Source organism: Blastococcus sp. TBT05-19, from assembly GCF_003319095.1.
GTDB lineage: Bacteria > Actinomycetota > Actinomycetes > Mycobacteriales > Geodermatophilaceae > Blastococcus.
Map to the genome: position 1 here is coordinate 201,639 of NZ_QOHI01000006.1, position 18,723 is coordinate 220,361.

The window sequence follows — 18,723 nt, forward strand, 5'->3', positions numbered from 1 at the left end:
CGGGTGGGGACGAGGTCCCCACCCGCTCCGGCAGGGCTCAGCGGACGCCGAGCAGGTGCTCCATCGCGAGCTGGTCGAGCCGCTCGAACTGCAGGCCACGGGCACCGAGGGTCTCGGGGTCGTGGGCCTCGGCGCGCAGCGCGTCCAGCGACTCGCCCTCGGCCAGGGTCGGGACGGCGAGCTCGGCCACGCGAGCGGCCTCGAGCGCCTCGGCGACCTCGGGGTCGGCGCGGAACGCCTGAGCCTTCTCCTTGAGGATCAGGTAGTTGCGCATGCAGGCGCGCGCGGTCTCCCAGACGCCGTCGATGTCCTCGGTCCGCGGCGGCTTGTAGTCGAAGTGCAGGTAGCCGTCGTAGGCCTTGCCCGACCCGGCACCCAGCAGGGTGTCGACGGTCCAGAAGGCGCCGCGCAGGTTGCCCGCGCCGAAGCGCAGGTCCTGGTCGAAGCGCGGCCCGTGCTGACCGTTGAGGTCGACGTGGAAGAGCTTGTCGTGCCACAGCGCCTGGGCGATGCCCTGGGCGAAGTTCAGCCCGGCCATCTCCTCGTGCCCGACCTCGGGGTTGAGGCCGACACGGGTCGGCTCCTCGAGGGAGTTGATGAAGGCGATGGCGTGCCCGATCGTCGGCAGCAGGATGTCGCCACGGGGCTCGTTCGGCTTGGGCTCGAGGGCGAAGCGCATGTTGTAGCCCTTCTCCCGCACGTAGGAGCAGAGGACGTCGAGGCCCTCCTTGTAGCGGTCGAGCGCGGCCGAGACGTCCTTGCTGCCACCGGACTCCGCACCTTCGCGGCCGCCCCACAGCACGTAGGTCTTCGCACCCAGCTCGGCGGCCAGGTCGACGTTGCGCAGCACCTTGGCGATCGCGTACCGGCGGACCGCGCGGTCGTTCGCGGTGAACCCGCCGTCCTTGAAGACCGGGGCGCCGAAGAGGTTGGTGGTGGCCATCTCCACGCCGATGCCGGTCTCGGCCAGCGCCTTCTTGAAGCGCTCGAGGGTGGCGTCGCGGGTGGCGTCGTCGGGCACCAGGTCGTCGTCGTGGAAGGTGACGGCGGCCGCGCCGAGCTCGGCGAGGCGGTGCACCGACTCGACCGGGTCCAGCGCGGGGCGCACCGCGCCACCGAAGACGTCGACGCCCTGCCAGCCGACGGTCCAGAGCCCGAAGCTGAACTTGTCGTCCTTGGTGGGCGTGTAGCGGTCGCTCATGCGGGTTCTCTTTCCGGATCGGACGTGGGCACCAGGTCGTCGTCGACCTGGTGGACGAGCGTGGGGTCGTCGAAGACCGACTCCAGGGCGATGTGCGCTCCGCCCCGGACGGCGGCGGTGAAGCCGAGGGTGGAGAGGACGACGCGGGCACCGGCCATGCCCGGGCCGAGCACGCGGGACTCCAGCTCGGCGAGCAGCGGCTCCATGAGGAAGCGGCCCAGGACGGCGAAGTAGCCGCCGAGCAGCACCACCCGGGGGTTGAAGACGTTGATCAGCACGGCCGCGCCGGTGCCGAGCGAGGTGCCGACCTGGCGCAGCGCGTCGAGGGTGCGCTGGTCGCCGAACTCTGCCCGCCGGGCCACCTCGGCCAGCCGGGTCTCCAGGTCGCGCCCGGGGTCGCGCACCGGGTCGCCGGGGTCGGCCGCGGCGCGCAGCAGCGCGGCCAGGCCGACGACGGTCTCCCAGCAGCCGCGCCGGCCGCAGCCGCAGACGACGTCGGGATCGCCCAGCGACGTGTGGCCGACCTCGCCGGACAGCCCGCCGGCGCCCCGCAGCAGCCGGCCCGCCACGATCACCCCGCCGCCGACACCGACCTCACCGGTCAGGTAGACGAGGTCGGGTGTGCGCGCCTCGGCGCCCATGGCCCACTCGGCGATGGCCGAGAGGTTGGCGTCGTTCTCGACCCGGATCGGGAAGTCGGCGTCGAGCCGGGAGCGCAGCCCGTCGAGCACCGCGACGTCGCGCCAGCCGATGTTGGGCGCCAGGGTGACGACGCCGTCGACGCTGCGCACCAGGCCGGCGACCGCGACGGTCACCCCGGCCGGGCGTGCGCCGGCCTCCGCGGCCGCGGCGACCGCCTCGGTGACCGCGGCGGCCACCGCGTCGAGGGTCTCCTCGGCGCCGAGCGCGGGGATGTCGAGGGCGTGCCGGCGTTCGAAGAGGACCTCGCCGCGCAGGTCGAGCACGAGGACGGCGACGTAGTCGACGTTGAGCTCCACCCCGATCCCGCAGACGCACCGGCCGTCGAGGTGCACGATCAGGCCCGGGCGCCCCACCGAGCCCGCCCGGTCGACCTCGCCGGCGCTGACCAGCCGCCGCTCGGCGAGCTCGGCCACCAGGCTGGACACCGTGGCCTTGTTCAGCCCGGTCTCCTGGGCGATTCGGGCGCGGGAGCGGGCGCCGTGGTCGCGCAGGTGGCGCAGCACCAGCCCGAGGTTGGTGCGCCGGACCGTGGCCTGGTCGGCGGGGGCACGGCGCTCGGACGAGCCGTCGTAGAGCGGCGGTTCCTCGGACATGCCCACCTCCTCCCGGTCCTGGTCCGATATTTGTCGGATCGGCAAACAAATTAGGGGCGCCGTCGCGGGTGGTCAAGACGAGTCGCTCTCGCGGGCGGCACGGCAGCCGCCTAAGGTCCCGGACCCATGACCTCCATGCAGCTCCCCGGCTCCGCCCGATGACCCTCGTCGCGGGCGTCGACACGTCCACCCAGGCATGCAAGGTCGTGGTGCGCGACGCCGACACCGGCGAGCTCGTCCGGTCCGGCCGCGCCGCCCACCCGGCCGGCACCGAGGTGGCCCCGGCGGCGTGGGAGGACGCGTTCCGGGCGGCCGCCGCCCAGGCCGGCGGGCTCGACGACGTCGAGGCGCTGTCCGTCGGCGGTCAGCAGCACGGCATGGTGTGCCTGGACGCCGACAGCGAGGTCGTCCGCGACGCGCTGCTGTGGAACGACGTCCGCTCGGCGCCCGCGGCAGCCGAGCTGATCCGCGAGCTCGGCGACGGCGACGAGGCGGCCGGGCGCCGCGCGTGGGCCGACGCCGTGGGCCTGGTCCCGGTGGCCTCGTTCACCGCGACGAAGCTGCGCTGGCTGGCCGACGCCGAGCCCGCCAACGCCGACCGCACCGCCGCCGTCTGCCTCCCCCACGACTGGCTGACCTGGCGTCTCTCGGCCGACCGGAGCGTGAGCACCCTGGCCACCGACCGCGGCGACGCCAGCGGCACCGCCTACTGGTCGGCGCGCACCGGCGAGTACCGCCTGGACCTGCTGGAGCGGGCGATGCGCGGTCGCCTCCCCGCCGTCCCGCGGGTCGCCGGCCCGGCCGAGCGGGTCGGGACGCTGGCCGGCGGCACCGCGCTGCTCGGCCCCGGTACCGGCGACAACGCCGCTGCGGCGCTCGGCCTGGCCGCGCGACCGGGCGACGTCGTCGTCTCGATCGGCACCTCCGGGGTCGTGTCGGCGGTGACCCCCACCGCCGTCGCCGACGTGACCGGCACCGTGGCCGGGTTCGCCGACGCCACCGGCAACCACCTGCCGCTGGTGGCCACCATGAACGCCGCGCGGGTGCTCGACGCGGCGGCGACGCTGCTCGGCGTGGACCACGCGACGCTCTCGGAGCTGGCGCTGCAGGCCCCCTCCGGCGCCGACGGCCTGGTGCTCGTGCCCTACCTGGAGGGCGAGCGGACGCCGAACCTGCCGAGCGCCACCGGCTCGGTGCACGGGCTCACGCTGCGGTCCTCCACGCCCGCGCACTGGGCCCGGGCCGCGATCGAGGGCCTGCTCTGCGGGCTGGCCGACGGCATCGAGGCCGTCGTCGCCCAGGGGGTCACCGTGGAGCGGGTGCTGCTGATCGGCGGCGCCGCCCGCTCCCCCGCCGTCCAGCAGCTGGCCCCGGGCATCTTCGGCCGGCCGGTGCTGGTCCCCCCGCCGGGCGAGTACGTGGCCGACGGCGCCGCGCGGCAGGCCGCGTGGGTGCTGTCCGGGGCGGACGCGGCACCGGAGTGGGCCCAGCCGGGCCTGCAGGAGTTCGACGCGGCGCCGGCCACGCACGTGCGCGAGCGCTACGCGGAGGTGCGCGGCCGCACCGACGGCCAGTAGAAGGACCCCGCTGCTCCCCGGCACTCGCTGCGCTCGCACCGGGTCCCTGCAGCGGGGCCGTTCCAGCACGTCACCGCGGGTCGACCCGCGCGGCCGGCGGTCAGAGGAGGGTGCGCACCAGGTCGGCGACGGCCTCGGGATGGGTCTGGACCGTCATGTGCGCCGCGCCGGGCAGTTCGACGAGCTGCCCGCGCGGCGCCGCGGCCGCCACCCGACGCGCCCAGCCGGCCGGGCAGAGCGCGTCCCGGGTGCCGCGCAGGACGACGACGGGCACCGGCAGCCCGGCCAGGTCCTCCTCGATCCGCTCGGGCGCGGCCGTCCGCCACAGCGCGGTCATCGCCCGCGGCCCGGTGTGCCACCACTGGGCCAGCACCAGCGGCACCTGCCACCACGGTTCGGCGACGGCGGTCCGGAGCCAGCGCCGTGCCAGCACCCGCAGCGGGCGCATCCGCGGATCTGTCGTGGGGCCGCACAGGACGACGCCGGCCACCCGGGGGTCGCGTGCGGCCCGGGCGACGACCTGGCAGCTCTGCGAGTGGCCGACCAGCACGACCGGCCCGTCGGGGAGCCCGGCCCGCAGCGCCGCGGCGAGCCCGTCGAGCGGCGGGACCGGCTCCGCCCGCCCCATCCCGGGCAGGCGCACCACGACGCCGTGGACGAATTCGCGCAACCGGCGCGAGGAACGTTCATCCAGGCCCAGACCGGGAACCAGCACGAGGGACACCGGAGTGGGCACCCCGAGGGTCTACCGGCCCGGCGCCGTGCACGCGAGCCCAGTCGCACGCGGTGTGAGCTGCATCTCGCCGGGGTGCGCGGGCCGCTCCGCGCCCGAGTGGGAGGATGGGAAACATCATGACGACATCACCAGCGCAGGCAGACGTCCGGAGCGACTCGACCGGCGGCCGGCCGCGCGTGGTCGTCATCGGCAGCGGGTTCGGCGGCCTGTTCGCCGCCAAGGCGCTCGCCAAGGCCCCGGTCGACATCACCCTGATCGGGAAGACCGCCCAGCACCTCTTCCAGCCGCTGCTCTACCAGGTGGCGACCGGCATCCTCTCCGAGGGCGAGATCGCCCCCGCCACCCGCGAGGTCCTCCGCCGGCAGAAGAACGCCCGGGTGGTGCTCGGCGAGGTCACGCACATCGACGTCGAGGCCCGCACGGTCACCTCGGAGATCCTCGGCCGCCGCTCGGTCTTCCCCTACGACGAGCTGATCGTCGCCGCCGGTGCGGGCCAGTCGTACTTCGGCAACGACCAGTTCGCCGAGTTCGCCCCCGGCATGAAGAGCATCGACGACGCCCTCGAGCTGCGCGGCCGCATCTTCGGCGCCTTCGAGCTGGCCGAGCTCGCCGAGGACCAGGCCGAGATCGACCGGCTGCTCACCTTCGTCGTCGTCGGCGCCGGCCCCACCGGTGTGGAGATGGCCGGGCAGATCGCCGAGCTCGCCCGCCGCACGCTGCGCCGCGACTTCCGCCGGATCAACCCCGGCAGCGCGCGGATCATCCTGCTCGACGCCGCCCCGCTCGTGCTCCCGTCCTTCGGCCAGAAGCTCGGCGACAGCGCCCGTCGGCAGCTCAACCGGATCGGCGTCGAGGTCCAGCTGGGCGCCATGGTGACCAACGTCGACGCCGACGGCCTCGAGGTGAAGGACGGCGACGGCCTGGTGCGCCGCATCCCGGCCGCCACCAAGATCTGGGCGGCCGGCGTGCAGGCCAGCCCCCTGGGCAAGCTCCTCGGCGAGCAGACGGGCGCCGAGGTCGACCGCGCCGGCCGCATCTCGGTCGAGCCGGACCTCACCCTCCCCGGCCACCCGGAGATCCACGTCGTCGGCGACATGATGGCGCTGAGCAAGCTGCCGGGGGTCGCCCAGGTGGCGATCCAGGGCGGCCGCTACGCCGCCGACACGATCAAGCGGCGGGCGACCGGCAAGGCCCCGCAGGAGAAGCCCTTCCACTACTTCGACAAGGGCTCGATGGCCACCATCTCGCGGTTCTCCGCGGTGGCCGACATCGGCAAGCTGAAGTTCGAGGGCTTCCTCGCCTGGGTGCTGTGGCTGGTCATCCACCTGATGTACATCGTCGGGTTCAAGAGCCGCCTGACCACGGTGCTGCACTGGATGGTCAGCTTCCTCGGCCGCGGCCGGTCGGAGCGGGTCGCGACCCAGCAGCAGGTCTACGGCCGGCTGGCGCTGGAGCAGCTCGGCGCGGGCTGGGAGGTCTCCAAGACCGGTGGCCCCAAGGACGACCTCTCCCCCGACCAGGACATGACCCAGCGCGACTCCGCCTGAGTCCCCGGCTGGGCCCGCCCGCTCAGGCCGGGCCCAGCCACCAGTCCAGGGCCGCCACGACCCCCTCCGGGCGCACCACGTGGCCGCCGTCGAACTCGTCGTAGGTGACGTCGTGCCCGGCGGCGGTGAACGCCGCCGCCACCCGACGGCCGCACCGGTCGACGGGGAGCACGCGGTCCCCCGTGCCGTGCGTGATCCACACCCGCGGGCGGCCGACCCGCACCGGCGGGGCGGCGAAGCCGGGCGAGAACGCCAGCGCCGCCTCGAACAGGTCGCCGTTCGCCGCACCGAGCGACAACGCGTACGAGGCGCCGTCGGAGAAGCCGGCCACGGCGCAGCGGCTCACCGGCAGCCGCTCGGCCACCTGCGCGAGCGCCGCGTCCAGGACGGCGACGTCACGCCCCACGCGGCCCGCGATCAGATCCCAGGTGGACGATCCCGACCGCGGCGCCAGCACAGCCGTTCCCCGCGCGGTCGCGGCACCGGCCACCGCCGCCAGGCTCTGCCGCGGTTCGCCACCGGCCCCGTGGAAGAAGACCAGCAGCGGGCGCGGCGCCGGCTCCCCCGGCGGGACGGCGAGCAGCACCTCGGCGCCGCCGCCCAGATCCAGGGCGGAGACGCCGGCCGGCCACGGAGCGCCCGGCGGATCGGGCACCGGCCGGACGCCGAGCCGGCCGTGGGCGTGGTCCTCAGGCACCGCTCCCCTCCCGCACCACGGCGGCGGCGACCGCCCGCAGGTCCCCCGTCTCGCGCCACACCGCACGCTGCCGGGTCGCCGAGGTACCCCGGGCGAACAGCCGGTCCACCAGGTGCCGCACCTCGTCCTCCTCGCCCCGGTCGGCCAGGTCGTCGGACAGCTCCCCCACCAGCCGCTCGACCGCCGTGCGCGCGTCCAGCAGTTCCCCGGCCACCGGGTCGAACAGCTGCCCGCCGATGCCGTCGCGCGCGGCCCGCCACCGCGCCGCTCGGAGCATCTCCACCCGGGGCTCCGGGACCGGCTCGCCCCGCTCGGCCCGCGCCGCGAGCACCCGCACGAGGGAGCGGACGAGGGCGGCGTGCAGCACGACGTCGTCCAGGTCGGTGCACACGTCGGCCAGCCGGAACTCCACGGTGGGCAGGTGCGACGACGGGCGCACGTCCCAGTAGAGGTGCGAGGCGTCCCCGACGACGCCGGCGGCGACCAGCCCGTCGACCACCTCGCGGTAGCGGGCCGCCGTGCCCAGCCGCTCGGGGATGCCGGTGTGCGGCCAGCGCCCCCACCAGAGGGTCCGGTAGCTCTGGTAGCCGGTGTCCGCGCCGTCGTGGAACGGGGAGCTGCCGGTCATCGCCAGCAGGACCGGCAGATAGGGGCGGGCGCGGTCGAGCACTGCGACCGCCGTCTCCAGGTCCGGCACACCCACGTGCACGTGGCAGCCGGCGATGTCCTGCCGCTGGGCGAGCCCGGCCCACCGGTGCACCATGGCCTCGTACCGCGGGTCGGGGGTGATCACCTGCTCGCGCCAGCCGGCGAACGGGTGGGTCGAGGCCGCGAGCAGGACCACCCCCGCGCCGGCGGCGGCCGCCCGGGCCTGGGCGCGGGCGGCGACCATCTCCGCGCGCAGGTCGGCGAGCGACCGGCAGATCGCGGTGGCCGTCTCCACCTGGGTCGTGGTGATCTCGGCATGGACCCGCTCGCCGAACTCGTGCCGCACGGCCGCGGCAGCCAGCCCGGGGCTCGGCGTGAGCGCGGAGGTCGCGGGATCGACGAGGTGGAACTCCTCCTCCACCCCGACGGTGGCACCCACGTCGGAGGTCGCGCGACGGGCGGTGGACTCCATGCGTGCTCCCGGTGCAGGGCATGCCCCCTGCGGCGCCTTCGGGTGCCCCGTGGTCCGGGGGCGACCGAGGGCCGGCCGCACCGGAACGGTACGAGCCCCCGACGGCGCACGCACCCCCATCGGGGGGCTCCACCGGGGGGCGCCGCGCCGGCAGCTCCGCCGACCAGCAGGATGGGCACCCACGGGGAAGGGGAACGGCGTGCGGACAGGGCACCGGACGGCGACGACGCTGCTGGCGACGCTGTACTCCGTGAGCGGCGCGCTCTGCTGGGTGGGCGCCGCCCTCCCGATGGACCGGGCCACCCCGGTCGGCCTGCTGTGGCTGTTCGGCGCCGTCGGCCTCGGCGTCGGCGGCGCGCTGTGGTGGTCGGCCCGCACCGTGGGCACCTGGGTCCTGCACGCCGCCGTCGCGCTCGGCTCGGTGCTGGTCGGGGTGCTGGCCTGGCGCTCCGCGACCGCGGTGGGCATCGTCGGTCTCGGTCCGGCGCTGATCGCCCTCGGGTTGTTCGCGGCGCACTTCCTGCCGCTGCCCGCAGCGCGGGCGCACGCCGGGTTCGCCCTGCTCTCCGGCAGCGCCGGCGCGTGGGCCGCCGCCCCCTCGGGGTTCCTGTCCCCCTGGATCACGCTGCTCGCGGCGACCGTCGTCCTGGTGGAGGTGCAGGCTCGGCTGGCCCGGCAGCTGCGGACGGCGGCGGGCACCGATCCGCTCACCGGCGTCGCCAACCGCCGGGCCTGGGAGGAGCAGGCCTCCCGGCACCTCGCGCGGGCTGCCCGCAACGGTGAGCCGCTGAGCTTCGCGGTCCTCGACCTCGACGACTTCAAGGAGGTCAACGACCGGGACGGCCACGGCGCCGGCGACGACCTCCTCCGCGCGCTCACCGCCGGCTGGAGCCTGCGGCTGCGCCACGCCGACCTGCTCGGCCGCTACGGGGGCGACGAGTTCGTGCTGTGCCTGCCGGACACCGACGAGGCGGCGGCGAGCGAGCTGCTGGCGCAGCTGGCCGCGACCCACCCGTTCACCTGGACCGGCGGGGTCGCCACGGCCCGGCCCGGCGACACGCTGGCGGAGGTGCTGGTCCGTGCCGACGAGCAGCTCTACCGGCGCAAGCGCAGCGGCCGGACCACCTGAGGCCGGTCACCGCGGCGCGTCGTCGGGCGCGGTGACCCGGAACACCGCGTCGGCCCCGGCCTCGACGCGGACCTCGACGCCACCCCTACCCGTCGGCGTCGTCCGCGGAGAGCTGGGCGACGCGGACGAGGGCGGCGTCGCGCGCCTCGGCCGCCTCCGCCGCCTGCCGCTCCGCCCCGGCGCGGCGGCGCTCCTCGCGCTTGAGCGCGGTGGCCGCCTCGGCCGCGTCCCGCTCGGCCTCGGCGAGCTGGTCGGCCAGCTCCTCCACCCGGGCCTGCAGCTCCTCCCGCCGGGAGGCCAGCTCCGCGGTCGCCCGGCGGTGCTCCTCGAGGACGGCCTCCGCCTCCTGGGCCGCCGCCGTCGCCTCGTCGGCCTCCTCCTGCGCCGCCGCCAGCTCCCGGCGGCGCTTCTCCTCCGCGGCGCGGCGGCGTTCCTCCTGCTCCCGGCGCCGGCGGTCGGCGGCGGGCTCCTCGTCGTTCCCCGTCGCCTTCCGCGCCGGGGTCCGCTCCCGCCTCGCGGCCGGCTCGGGCGACGGCACCAGACGCAGCTTCGGGCGGCCGGTGGCCTCGCCCATGCCGCTGTAGGACATCGGGCTGGTGAGCCGGCCGGTGAGCAGGTCCTCCCCCGCGCCCGGATCGGACATCGCGGCGCGCAGCGTCTCCTCCACCTGGGTGGCGACGGCGGTGCTGACCGGGTGGCCGCGCTCGGAGGCGACGGCCCGGGCCTGGCGGGTGAGGGCCGCCAGCAGCTGCCGGCGCTGGACGTCGAGCGCCTTGAGCTGGTCGCCGGCGAGATTCTGCTGGGCGTCGCGGAGCAGGTCGCCGAGCTCCACCAGCCCCTCGATCTCCTCGCGGTGGGCGCGGACGAGCAGGTTGCACACCCACGCCGCGGTCGAGGGCTTGGGCAGCGCCCCGATCGCCTTGGCCAGCGCCTTGTCACCCTCGGCCTTGGCCTCGTCCTGGCGCGCCGTGCGCGCGGCGACGAACTCCTCCGGCGGCACCTCGTACAGCTCGTCGGCGACGTCCTCCAGGTCCACGCCCCCACCTTGCCCGAACCCTGCGACGTCGTGGCGACCGAGCGCTGGTCGCCACGCGTTCGTGGTGCTCTGGTCAGCAGCAGGCCGGCGCGCGCTCCTCCGACGTCACGCCCTCGAGGTCGGGGCGAGCGTCGGCGGTGACGGTGTAGACCTCCCAGCGCTCCGCCCCCGGGCCGGTCACCCAGACCTTGTCCTGGACGGCGTAGCAGCAGGTCGTCCCCGCCTCCTCCAGGGTGGCCAGCCCGGCGCCGGCCAATCGGGTGGTGGCTGCGGTGACCTCCTCGGTCGAGGCGACCTCCACGCCGAGGTGGTCGAGGCGGGTCGCCTCTCCCTGCTCCCCCTCGAGGAGCACCAGCTTCAGCGGCGGCTCGACGACGGCGAAGTTGGCGTAGCCGGGACGGCGCTTGGCGGGCTCGGTGCCGAAGAGTCGCGAGTAGAAGTGCACCGCCGCCTCGAGGTCGGCGACGCGGAGGGCGAGTTGGATGCGCGACATGGGGGTCCTTCCGGTCGGGACATCGACACTTGTCGATGCCCCGACGACCGTGCACCAGGCATCGATGCTTGTCAATACGATGGATGTCGCTACGATGGGCGACGATGTCCCGGAACCCGACGCCGACGAGCGACCCGTGCTGCACCCCGCTGACCGGCGCCGCCATGTCCGCCGGCGAGGCCGAGCGGATCGCCCCGCTGCTCAAGGCGCTCGCCGACCCGGTGCGGCTGCGCCTGGTCAGCCTGATCGCTGCAGGAGGGGCCGGCGAGGCCTGCGTCTGCGATCTCAACGAGGCCTTCGACCTCACCCAGGCCACCATCAGCCACCACCTCAAGGTGCTGCACACCGCCGGGGTGCTCGACCGGGAGAAGCGCGGCGTGTGGGTCTACTACGCCGTCCGCCCCGAGGCCCTGCGGTCGGTGGCGACGCTCTTCGGCACCGCCGCCCTCACGCCGGCGTGACCGGCACCCAGGCACTGCGGCTCACCCGGCCCGCCCGGCAGGCCCTCGCCGAGTTCCTCGGCTCGGCCGGGCTGGTCACGGTCGTCATCGGTTCGGGCATCGCCGCCTCGCGGCTCTCGCCGGACGACGTCGGGCTCCAGCTGCTGGAGAACGCCCTCGCCACCGGCGCCGGCCTGGTCGCGCTCATCCTGGCGTTCGGCCCCGTCTCCGGCGGCCACTTCAACCCGGTGGTGACGCTGGCCGACCGGCTCCTCGGCGGCGTGACCGACCGCCAGGTCGCGGTCTACCTGCCGGCCCAGCTGGCCGGGGGTGCGCTCGGCGCCGTGGTCGCCAACCTGATGTTCGACCTGCCTGCGGTGTCGGTCGCCACCACCGAGCGCACCGGCGCCGGGCAGTGGCTGTCCGAGGCGGTGGCCACGTTCGGCCTCGTCGTGCTGGTGTTCGCGCTGGCCCGAGCCGGCCGGGCCGCGGCCGCGCCCTTCGCCGTCGGCGCGTACATCGCCGCCGCGTACTGGTGGTCGTCGTCGACCAGCTTCGCCAACCCGATGGTCGACGTCGCCCGCATGCTGTCCGACACCTTCGCGGGCATCGCGCCGTCCTCGGTCCCGATGTTCCTGCTCGCGCAGCTCGTCGGTGGTGGGGCGGGAGTCGCCGTCGTCGCCCTGCTGTACCCCGGCGTCCAGGAGGTCGCCGGTGACGTCGTCGTCCCCGAGGAGGCAGCCCCGTGACCCCGTCGGTCCTGTTCGTCTGCGTGCACAACGCCGGCCGCTCCCAGATGGCCGCCGGCTGGCTGCGGCACCTCGGCGGGGACGCCGTCGAGGTGCGGTCGGCGGGCTCGCTGCCCGGCGACCAGATCAACCCGTCGGCCGTGCAGGCGATGACCGAGGTCGGCATCGACATCTCCGACCAGCGCCCCAAGGTGCTGACGACCGACGCGGTCGAGTCCTCCGACGTCGTCATCACGATGGGCTGCGGCGACGCCTGCCCGGTCTTCCCCGGGAAGCGCTACCTCGACTGGCCGCTCGACGACCCCGCGGGCCAGGGCGTCGAGGCGGTTCGGCCGATCCGCGACGAGATCGAGCGGCGGGTGCGCGGACTGCTGGCGGAGCTCCTGCCCTGAGCCGTCACTCGCGGTGCAGGACGAAGAAGAACGGGTCCGGCAGGCCTCGCAGGTCCATGAGGCCCAGCACCATCCGGGCGCTCACCCGGCGGAAGACGTCGATGATGGGCAACGCGTCGTAGACCATGGCTGCGGTGATCACGCCGCGGTGCTCGATCTCGCGGAGCCGGGCGCGTGGCCGCGCCGTCGTCAGCAGCGGTCGGACGGCACCGAACGCCGTCCGGGCCGCGCGCGAGTGCGCGAGCCCCGGCCGGTCGCGCAGCACGGCCATGGGGATCAGCGCCGGGTCCACCGGACGGGGCCCCGAGCGGGTGCGGAACAGCAGCGGGTGCACCGTCTCGGCGTCGACGAACTCCTTGCCGTACCAGCCGTAGGCCTCCAGCAGGCCGTCCAGCGGCGATCCGGTGGGCAGCCCGCTCCCCCGCCACCGGCCGATCATCTCGGCCGCCGGCACCGGCCGGAAGGCGTCGAACAGCGCGAGCGCCTGGTCGACCGGCATGCCCGCGGAGTGCTCGGCGGCCCAGCTCTCGTCGTCGGAGCGCACGAGGCGGAGGACCTCCGGGGTCATGCGACCGGGCGCTCGAAGGTGACCAGCACACCGTCCACCCCGCCGGGACCGATCCGGCCCTTCACCTCGACGGAGGTGATCGCCTTGAGCTGCCACCCCTCGCGGGCGTGCTGGTTGAGCACCTTCTCCAGCTTGCCGCCGGACATCTTGCCGCCCACGAGCCCCTCGCGGAGCTCCTCGACCTTGTACTCGTACCGGGCCGCCATGCCGTGCCTCCTCGAATCAGCCGAGCACCGGCAGCGTCCGCTTGGCCGCGAGCCGGTCCATGCCGGCCTGGATGACCGACTCCACCTCGTCGTAGATCTTCTGCACGTAGGCCTCGTCCTCGGCGCGCTCCGGGTCGGTGTCGACCTCGATCGGGTCGAGCAGCTCGGTGCGGATCTTGGCCGGGAGCGGCACGTGCGCCGGCAGGATCTCCACCGCGATCGGGAACGGGAAGCCGGCGATGATCGGCAGGTTCGCGCCGCGCAGCGTCTTCTTCAGACCGGTGAGCTTGTCGACGGCGTTGGCCAGCCACTTGCCCTCGGAGAGCACGAAGACGGTGTCGTGCCCGCCGACGGTGGCCACCGGCAGGATCGGGACGCCGGAGCGGATCGCCTGCTTCACGAAGCCCTTGCGCCCACCGAGGGTGGCGACGTCGCGCTTCCACCAGCTGCGCATCGCGTCCACCTCCCCACCGGGCCAGACGACGACGTCCTCGCCCGCGGCCAGCGTCGCGCCCACGGTGTCGCGGTTGGCGGCGATGACGCCGACCGCCCGGAAGTAGTCACCGAGCCCGGGGGCGGCCATGAGCACGTCGTGCGCCGTGCCGTGCAGGAACCGCTTGCCCTCGAAGTGGCGCTGCCAGGCGTTGACCAGGGACCAGGCGTCCATCGTCAGGGCGCCGCCGGAGTGCACCCCGATGACCAGGCAGGTGCGGTCGGGCACCCGCTCCCAGCCCTCGACCTCGACCCGGAAGTAGTACTTCTCGACGAGGTCCACGAGCGGCTGCTGCAGCTTCATGAACGTCTCGTTCGGCGGGTTGGGCTCCGCCGCGCTGCCCACCCGCCACTGGATGAGGCGCTGGAGGATGTTCGGCTGGTCCTGGTCGTCGGCCACGGTTCTCCCTCGTCTCTGAAGGACTCGCGCGCCGGGAGGGCGCGTCGGTAGGCACCAACGGCCCCGCCGTCCGGTGGTCACGCCGAGGACCGGACTTTCTGCGGCGGGAACGGTGCCGCGGCCATGATCGTGGCACGGATCACGGCCGCGCACCGGCCGGGCGGTGCCGCGAACGCGCGGGTCAGGCCGTGCGCGGGGCCTCCCAGAGGTCGATGCCGCTGTCCACGGCGTGCTGGTCGATCGCGGCCAGCTCCTCGGCGGAGAACTCGAGGTTCGCCAGCGCGCCGACGTTCTGCTCCAGCTGCCCGACGCTGCTGGCACCCACCAGGACCGTGGTCACCCGCTCGTCCCGCAGCGCCCAGGCCAGGGCCATCTGCGCCAGGCTCTGACCGCGGCCCCGCGCGAGGTCGTCCAGCGCCCGGACGTGGCCCAGCGCCTCGTCGGTCAGGAAGTCGGTGGACAGCGACTTGCCCTGGCTGGCCCGCGAGCCCTCGGGCACACCACCGAGGTACTTGTCGGTGAGCATCCCCTGCGCCAGCGGCGAGAAGGCGATGCAGCCGGCGCCGACGTCGGCGAGGGTGTCCAGCAGTCCCTCGGTCTCGATCCAGCGGTTGAGCATGGAGTACGAGGGCTGGTGGATCAGCAGCGGCGTGCCGAGGTCGGCCAGGATCGCCGCGGCCTTCGCGGTGTCCGCCGGCGAGTAGGAGGAGATGCCGGCGTAGAGCGCCTTGCCCGAGCGGACGGCGGTGTCGAGCGCCCCCATCGTCTCCTCGAGCGGCGTGGTCGGGTCGGGGCGGTGGGAGTAGAAGATGTCGACGTGCTCCAGGCCCATCCGGCCCAGCGACCGGTCCAGGCTGGACAGCAGGTACTTCCGCGAGCCCCCGCCCTGGCCGTAGGGGCCGGGCCACATGTCGTAGCCGGCCTTGGTGCTGATCACCAGCTCGTCGCGGTAGGGGCGGAAGTCGTCGGCCAGGTGCCGGCCGAAGTTGGTCTCGGCACTGCCGTAGGGCGGTCCGTAGTTGTTGGCCAGGTCGAAGTGCGTGATGCCGAGGTCGAAGGCCCGCCGCAGGATGGCGCGCTGCCGGTCGAGCGGGACGTCGTCCCCGAAGTTGTGCCACAGGCCCAGGCTGATCACCGGCAGGTCCAGGCCGCTGCGGCCGGTGCGGCGGTAGGTCATGGAGTCGTAGCGGTCGTCGGCTGCGGAGTACGGCATGGCGTCGATCCTCGTCGCCGGGGGAGGTCGGCGCAGTACCTGTGTCGAGGGGTGACCCGATCCTCCCCGGCTCGTTGGAGCACGGCACAGCCCGCCCTCCCCGTCGAGGAGTCCGCATGCGCCGCCCCCTCCCCCGTGCCGCACTCGCCCTCGGCGCCGCCGTCGCCGTCGTCCTCGGCGGGGCTCCGACGGCGACCGCCGCACCCGGCGACCCCGCCCCCGGGACACCGGAGTACCTGGCGCGCGACGCGCAGAACATCGCCGACGCCTACGGCCGGCAGACCGCCCCCGACGGGCAGCTCTCCCCCGCCTACGGGCTCGCCTCGCTGGCGCACATCAACCCGTTGTTCGCCGGCGACCTGCTCGCCCAGGCGGCGCGTCCGAACCGCCCGGCGCTCACGCCCGGTCAGCTCGTGCCCGGCTGGAACAGCGGCAACCCCTACCGCACGGACTGGGACGGCACCCGCGGCGAGATCACGCCGGTGCAGTTCACCAACCGGTACGGCGCGCTCGTCCAGGGCGACGTCTTCTCCCCGCTCCCCGGCTCGGTCGACCCCTACACCGGCGAGCCCCTGCAGGGCCCCTTCCCCGGCGTCGTCCTCACCACCGGATCGGTGCAGGGCAGCGAGCGGATGTACTGGTGGCTGGCGCAGGACCTCGCCGAGCGCGGCTACGTCGTGCTCACCTACGACGTGCAGGGCCAGGGCCGCAGCGAGACCTTCCCTCACCAGGGCGACCCGGCCGACCTGCCCTACTGCTCGCTCGCCGCGGCGCCCCTGGCCGGCGAGGAGACCGGCTGCCCCGGCGTGCCGTCCCAGCAGACGTCGAACTTCGTCCACGGCACCCAGGACGCCATCGACTTCTTCCTCTCCACGCCCGAGGCGCCCTACGCCAACCCGTCGGCCGGCAGCGCGCCGGTCGACGGCTTCAACCCGCTGCACGCCCCCTTCGACCGCTCACCGGATCCCGACACGGTGACGCCGGGCCGCACCACCCGGCTGGCTGTCGTCGGCCACTCGCTCGGGGCGGTGGCGGTGTCCTACCTGCAGGGCGTCGACGAGCGGATCCAGACCGTCGTCGCCCTGGACAAGCTGCCGACGACGGCGTCGGTCCGCGGCGAGGACTCCTTCGACGCCCTCGGCGCGTCCGAGCCCGAGGTGCCGGCGCTCGGGCTCCAGTCGGAGTACGGCTTCACCGTGGCGCCGTACTTCGCCAACTCGGGGCTGTTCGACCCCGCCGGCGCCGGCTCCCCGTCGGAGGAGCCCGATCCGCGCCGCGAGCTGGCCACCGGCTACGACGGGTGGACCGCGGCCGGCGTCGACTCGATGGTGATCGTGCCGCGCGCCTCGACCCACCTCGAGTACACCGACATCCCCTACGTGCTCCCGGCGTCGCGGTACGGGCAGGCAGTCTCCAGCGTCTACACCCAGGCCTGGCTGGCGAAGTACCTGCAGCACGACGAGACCGCCGACGAGGTGCTGCTCGGCACGCGGCTGGAGTACCTGGAGCCCGACGCGACCGGCACCTGGCGGCCGCTCGCCCTGGACCGCGATGAGAACCTGTCCTTCTACTTCTGCTCCGGGTACTCGGTGACCACCGCCGACGGCGCCGTCCGGGACGACGACCTCACCGGGGTCGGCTGCTGACGCAGGCCTACGGTGGAGCCATGCTTCGCCTGATCGGACTCCTGCTCGTCGTCTGGCTCGCCATCACCGTCCTCGGCGCCGTGGTGGAGGGGCTGTTCTGGCTGGCCGTGGTCGGGGCGCTGTTCTTCGTCGCCACCGCCGCGATCGGCTGGACCAAGCGGAACGACCAGGCCCTGCCCCCGGGCCGGTGACGACCGAGCGCCTCGTGACGCAGACGGCGACCGTCCGCGCCGCGGCCGGCTACCTCCGCTCCTGGGTGGCGGCGCAGGCCGCGCACCGCCGGGTGCCCGGCGTGCAGGTGGCGATCCGCTCCGGCGGCGAGCTGGTGCTGTCGGCCGCGGTCGGGGTGGCCGACGTGGTCACCGGCGCGCCGCTCACCACCGAGCACCTGTTCCGCATCGCCTCGCACTCCAAGACCTTCACCGCGACCGCCGTCCTGCAGCTGGTCGAGGCGGGCCGGATGCGGCTGGACGACCCGATCGCCGAGCACGTGCCGGACCTGGCCGGGTCGCCGGTCGGCCGGGTCACGGTGCGCGAGCTGCTCGGGCACCAGTCCGGGGTGATCCGCGACGGCGAGGACGCCGACTTCTGGCAGCTCGGCATCCCGTTCCCCGACCGGGCCGCGCTGGTCGACCTGGTGCTCCGGGCCGGCGCGGTGCACGCGCGCAACGAGCACTTCAAGTACTCCAACGTGGGCTACGGGTTGCTCGGCCTGGTCATCGAGGCGGTCACCGGCACCTCGTTCGCCGAGCACTGCCGGACGGCGGTGCTCGAGCCGCTGGGCCTGACCCGGACCGGGCCCGAGCTCGACCCGGGGCGGGCGGACGAGTACGCCGCCGGGCACACCGGGCTGCTCCTGGGCGAGGACACCCGGGAGACCATCGAGCACGTCGACACCCGGGCGATGGCCGCCGCCACCGGGTTCTTCTCCACCGCCGAGGAGCTCTCCGCGTACGCCGCCGCGCACGCCCTGGGGGACGAGCGGCTGCTGACCGACGACTCGAAGCGGCTGATGCAGCGGCTGGAGTCGGTGGTCACCGCCTACGGCACCGAGGTCGGCCGCTACGGCCTCGGCATGGAGCTGCTGACCGTCGGCGACCGGCAGCTGGTCGGGCACAGCGGCGGCTACCCCGGGCACATCACCCTGACGCTGGTCGACCCGGTCGCGCAGCTGGTGGTCAGCGTGCTGACCAACGCGATCGACGGCCCCGCCCACGACCTCGCGGTCGGCCTGGTGAAGCTGGTCGACGTCGCCCTGGCGCCGCGCGCGGAGCTGCCGCCGGCACCGACCGGGGTGCGCCCGGCGTCCTTCACCGGCCGGTTCGCGAGCCTCTGGGGGCTGCTCGACGTCGCCGAGCTCGGCGGGCGGCTGGTGCTGCTGCGGCCCACCGCGCCGGACCCGCTGCCCACGGTCGAGGAGCTGCAGGTCCTCGACGAGAGCACCCTGCGCGTGGCGCCGCAGCCCGGCTTCGGCGCCTCGGGCGAGCGGGTGCCCGTGCAGCGGGACGCGTCCGGTCGCGTGCTGACGCTGCGGCTGGCGGGGGTGACCAGCGTGCCGGTCGAGGAGTTCCGTCGTCGCCGGCCGGCGATGACGCGGGCCGGCTGGGCTCAGTCGCCGTCGGCGTCGCCGCCCCCGCCGTCCGCGTAGCGCTGCGGGTCCCCCGACCACCGGGTCGCCGGAACCTCCGGCAGCGACTGCATCTCCACCTGGTCGACCGCGGCGACCGGCGTCAGCAGGTCCTCGGCCGGGATCGCGTACGGGCTCTCGCTCATGGCCGGAGGGTGA

The 18,723-nt window shown here is 74.8% G+C and carries 21 protein-coding genes; 9 read left to right on the top strand and 12 right to left on the bottom strand.

The features are described from left to right. Positions 1-37: 37 nt before the first annotated feature. Positions 38-1,201 carry a xylose isomerase gene (xylA, locus tag DQ244_RS16565; RefSeq protein WP_113812596.1) on the bottom strand — a complete coding sequence of 388 codons (1,164 nt, stop codon included), beginning with the start codon at positions 1,199-1,201 and terminating at the stop codon, positions 38-40. Then, positions 1,198-2,496: an ROK family transcriptional regulator gene (locus DQ244_RS16570; protein WP_113812597.1), complete on the bottom strand. Its 1,299-nt coding sequence runs from the start codon at positions 2,494-2,496 to the stop codon at positions 1,198-1,200. The genes xylA and DQ244_RS16570 overlap by 4 nt, the downstream gene beginning before the upstream one ends. A gap of 158 nt (positions 2,497-2,654) precedes the next feature. Between DQ244_RS16570 and DQ244_RS16575 the strand changes: the two genes are divergently transcribed. Next, positions 2,655-4,073 carry a xylulokinase gene (locus tag DQ244_RS16575; protein WP_113812598.1) on the top strand — a complete coding sequence of 473 codons (1,419 nt, stop codon included), beginning with the start codon at positions 2,655-2,657 and terminating at the stop codon, positions 4,071-4,073. A 100-nt stretch (positions 4,074-4,173) separates the two neighbouring features. Here DQ244_RS16575 and DQ244_RS16580 read toward each other — a convergent pair whose 3' ends face one another. Next, positions 4,174-4,809 carry an alpha/beta fold hydrolase gene (locus DQ244_RS16580; RefSeq protein WP_113812599.1) on the bottom strand — a complete coding sequence of 212 codons (636 nt, stop codon included), beginning with the start codon at positions 4,807-4,809 and terminating at the stop codon, positions 4,174-4,176. A gap of 116 nt (positions 4,810-4,925) precedes the next feature. On the opposite strand from DQ244_RS16580, the gene DQ244_RS16585 reads away from it, so the two are divergent. Next, on the top strand, positions 4,926-6,356 hold the full coding sequence (locus DQ244_RS16585) for an NAD(P)/FAD-dependent oxidoreductase (protein ID WP_113812600.1): 1,431 nt from the start codon (positions 4,926-4,928) through the stop codon (positions 6,354-6,356). A gap of 22 nt (positions 6,357-6,378) precedes the next feature. Here the strand turns inward: DQ244_RS16585 and DQ244_RS16590 are convergent, their stop codons facing one another. After that, positions 6,379-7,053: an alpha/beta hydrolase gene (locus tag DQ244_RS16590; RefSeq protein WP_113812601.1), complete on the bottom strand. Its 675-nt coding sequence runs from the start codon at positions 7,051-7,053 to the stop codon at positions 6,379-6,381. Further along, complete coding sequence (locus DQ244_RS16595; protein WP_158544594.1) at positions 7,046-8,173, bottom strand: glutamate--cysteine ligase; 1,128 nt, start codon at positions 8,171-8,173, stop codon at positions 7,046-7,048. The genes DQ244_RS16590 and DQ244_RS16595 overlap by 8 nt, the downstream gene beginning before the upstream one ends. Positions 8,174-8,372: 199 nt before the next feature. On the opposite strand from DQ244_RS16595, the gene DQ244_RS16600 reads away from it, so the two are divergent. Then, complete coding sequence (locus tag DQ244_RS16600) at positions 8,373-9,302, top strand: GGDEF domain-containing protein (RefSeq protein ID WP_113812603.1); 930 nt, start codon at positions 8,373-8,375, stop codon at positions 9,300-9,302. Positions 9,303-9,387: 85 nt separating this feature from the next. Here DQ244_RS16600 and DQ244_RS16605 read toward each other — a convergent pair whose 3' ends face one another. Together DQ244_RS16605 and DQ244_RS16610 are read right to left on the bottom strand one after the other, a co-directional pair. After that, on the bottom strand, positions 9,388-10,338 hold the full coding sequence (locus tag DQ244_RS16605) for a hypothetical protein (protein ID WP_113812604.1): 951 nt from the start codon (positions 10,336-10,338) through the stop codon (positions 9,388-9,390). 73 nt (positions 10,339-10,411) lie between these two features. Then, entirely contained in the window at positions 10,412-10,831 is a 420-nt protein-coding gene (locus tag DQ244_RS16610; RefSeq protein WP_113812605.1) for an ArsI/CadI family heavy metal resistance metalloenzyme, read from the bottom strand. Positions 10,832-10,935: 104 nt separating this feature from the next. Between DQ244_RS16610 and DQ244_RS16615 the strand changes: the two genes are divergently transcribed. From DQ244_RS16615 to DQ244_RS16625, 3 genes are read left to right on the top strand one after another with little or no spacing between them, the layout of a single operon-like run. Further along, the gene (locus DQ244_RS16615) at positions 10,936-11,292 is read left to right on the top strand and encodes a metalloregulator ArsR/SmtB family transcription factor (protein ID WP_113812606.1); all 357 of its coding nucleotides are present in this window, start codon (positions 10,936-10,938) and stop codon (positions 11,290-11,292) included. After that, complete coding sequence (locus tag DQ244_RS16620) at positions 11,289-12,020, top strand: aquaporin (RefSeq protein ID WP_199580441.1); 732 nt, start codon at positions 11,289-11,291, stop codon at positions 12,018-12,020. The genes DQ244_RS16615 and DQ244_RS16620 overlap by 4 nt, the downstream gene beginning before the upstream one ends. Next, a complete protein-coding gene (locus DQ244_RS16625; RefSeq protein ID WP_199580442.1) occupies positions 12,017-12,412 on the top strand; it encodes an arsenate reductase ArsC in 396 nt (131 codons plus the stop codon). The genes DQ244_RS16620 and DQ244_RS16625 overlap by 4 nt, the downstream gene beginning before the upstream one ends. 4 nt (positions 12,413-12,416) lie before the next feature. Here the strand turns inward: DQ244_RS16625 and DQ244_RS16630 are convergent, their stop codons facing one another. The 4 genes from DQ244_RS16630 to mgrA form a co-directional block, all read right to left on the bottom strand. After that, positions 12,417-12,980 (bottom strand): DUF4334 domain-containing protein, encoded by a 564-nt coding sequence (locus DQ244_RS16630; RefSeq protein WP_233491666.1) that lies wholly within the window; start codon positions 12,978-12,980, stop codon positions 12,417-12,419. Next, entirely contained in the window at positions 12,977-13,186 is a 210-nt protein-coding gene (locus DQ244_RS16635) for a DUF4177 domain-containing protein (RefSeq protein WP_113812607.1), read from the bottom strand. Before DQ244_RS16635 ends, DQ244_RS16630 begins: the two co-directional genes overlap by 4 nt. A gap of 16 nt (positions 13,187-13,202) precedes the next feature. Further along, positions 13,203-14,078, bottom strand: a complete 876-nt coding sequence (locus tag DQ244_RS16640) for a lysophospholipid acyltransferase family protein (protein WP_199580443.1) — start codon at positions 14,076-14,078, stop codon at positions 13,203-13,205. A gap of 181 nt (positions 14,079-14,259) precedes the next feature. Continuing rightward, complete coding sequence (gene mgrA / locus DQ244_RS16645; protein WP_113812608.1) at positions 14,260-15,291, bottom strand: L-glyceraldehyde 3-phosphate reductase; 1,032 nt, start codon at positions 15,289-15,291, stop codon at positions 14,260-14,262. A 116-nt stretch (positions 15,292-15,407) separates the two neighbouring features. Between mgrA and DQ244_RS16650 the strand changes: the two genes are divergently transcribed. The 3 genes from DQ244_RS16650 to DQ244_RS16655 are packed head-to-tail and all read left to right on the top strand — an operon-like array spanning position 15,408 to position 18,585. Beyond that, a complete protein-coding gene (locus DQ244_RS16650) occupies positions 15,408-16,937 on the top strand; it encodes a S9 family peptidase (protein ID WP_113812609.1) in 1,530 nt (509 codons plus the stop codon). Between the two features lie 20 nt (positions 16,938-16,957). Beyond that, positions 16,958-17,128 (top strand): hypothetical protein, encoded by a 171-nt coding sequence (locus DQ244_RS19720; RefSeq protein WP_199580444.1) that lies wholly within the window; start codon positions 16,958-16,960, stop codon positions 17,126-17,128. After that, the gene (locus DQ244_RS16655; RefSeq protein ID WP_233491673.1) at positions 17,125-18,585 is read left to right on the top strand and encodes a serine hydrolase; all 1,461 of its coding nucleotides are present in this window, start codon (positions 17,125-17,127) and stop codon (positions 18,583-18,585) included. Before DQ244_RS19720 ends, DQ244_RS16655 begins: the two co-directional genes overlap by 4 nt. Here DQ244_RS16655 and DQ244_RS19470 read toward each other — a convergent pair. Beyond that, a complete protein-coding gene (locus tag DQ244_RS19470; RefSeq protein WP_158544596.1) occupies positions 18,546-18,710 on the bottom strand; it encodes a hypothetical protein in 165 nt (54 codons plus the stop codon). The two genes, DQ244_RS16655 and DQ244_RS19470, sit on opposite strands and share 40 nt — an antisense overlap. Between the last annotated feature and the right edge of the window lie 13 nt (positions 18,711-18,723).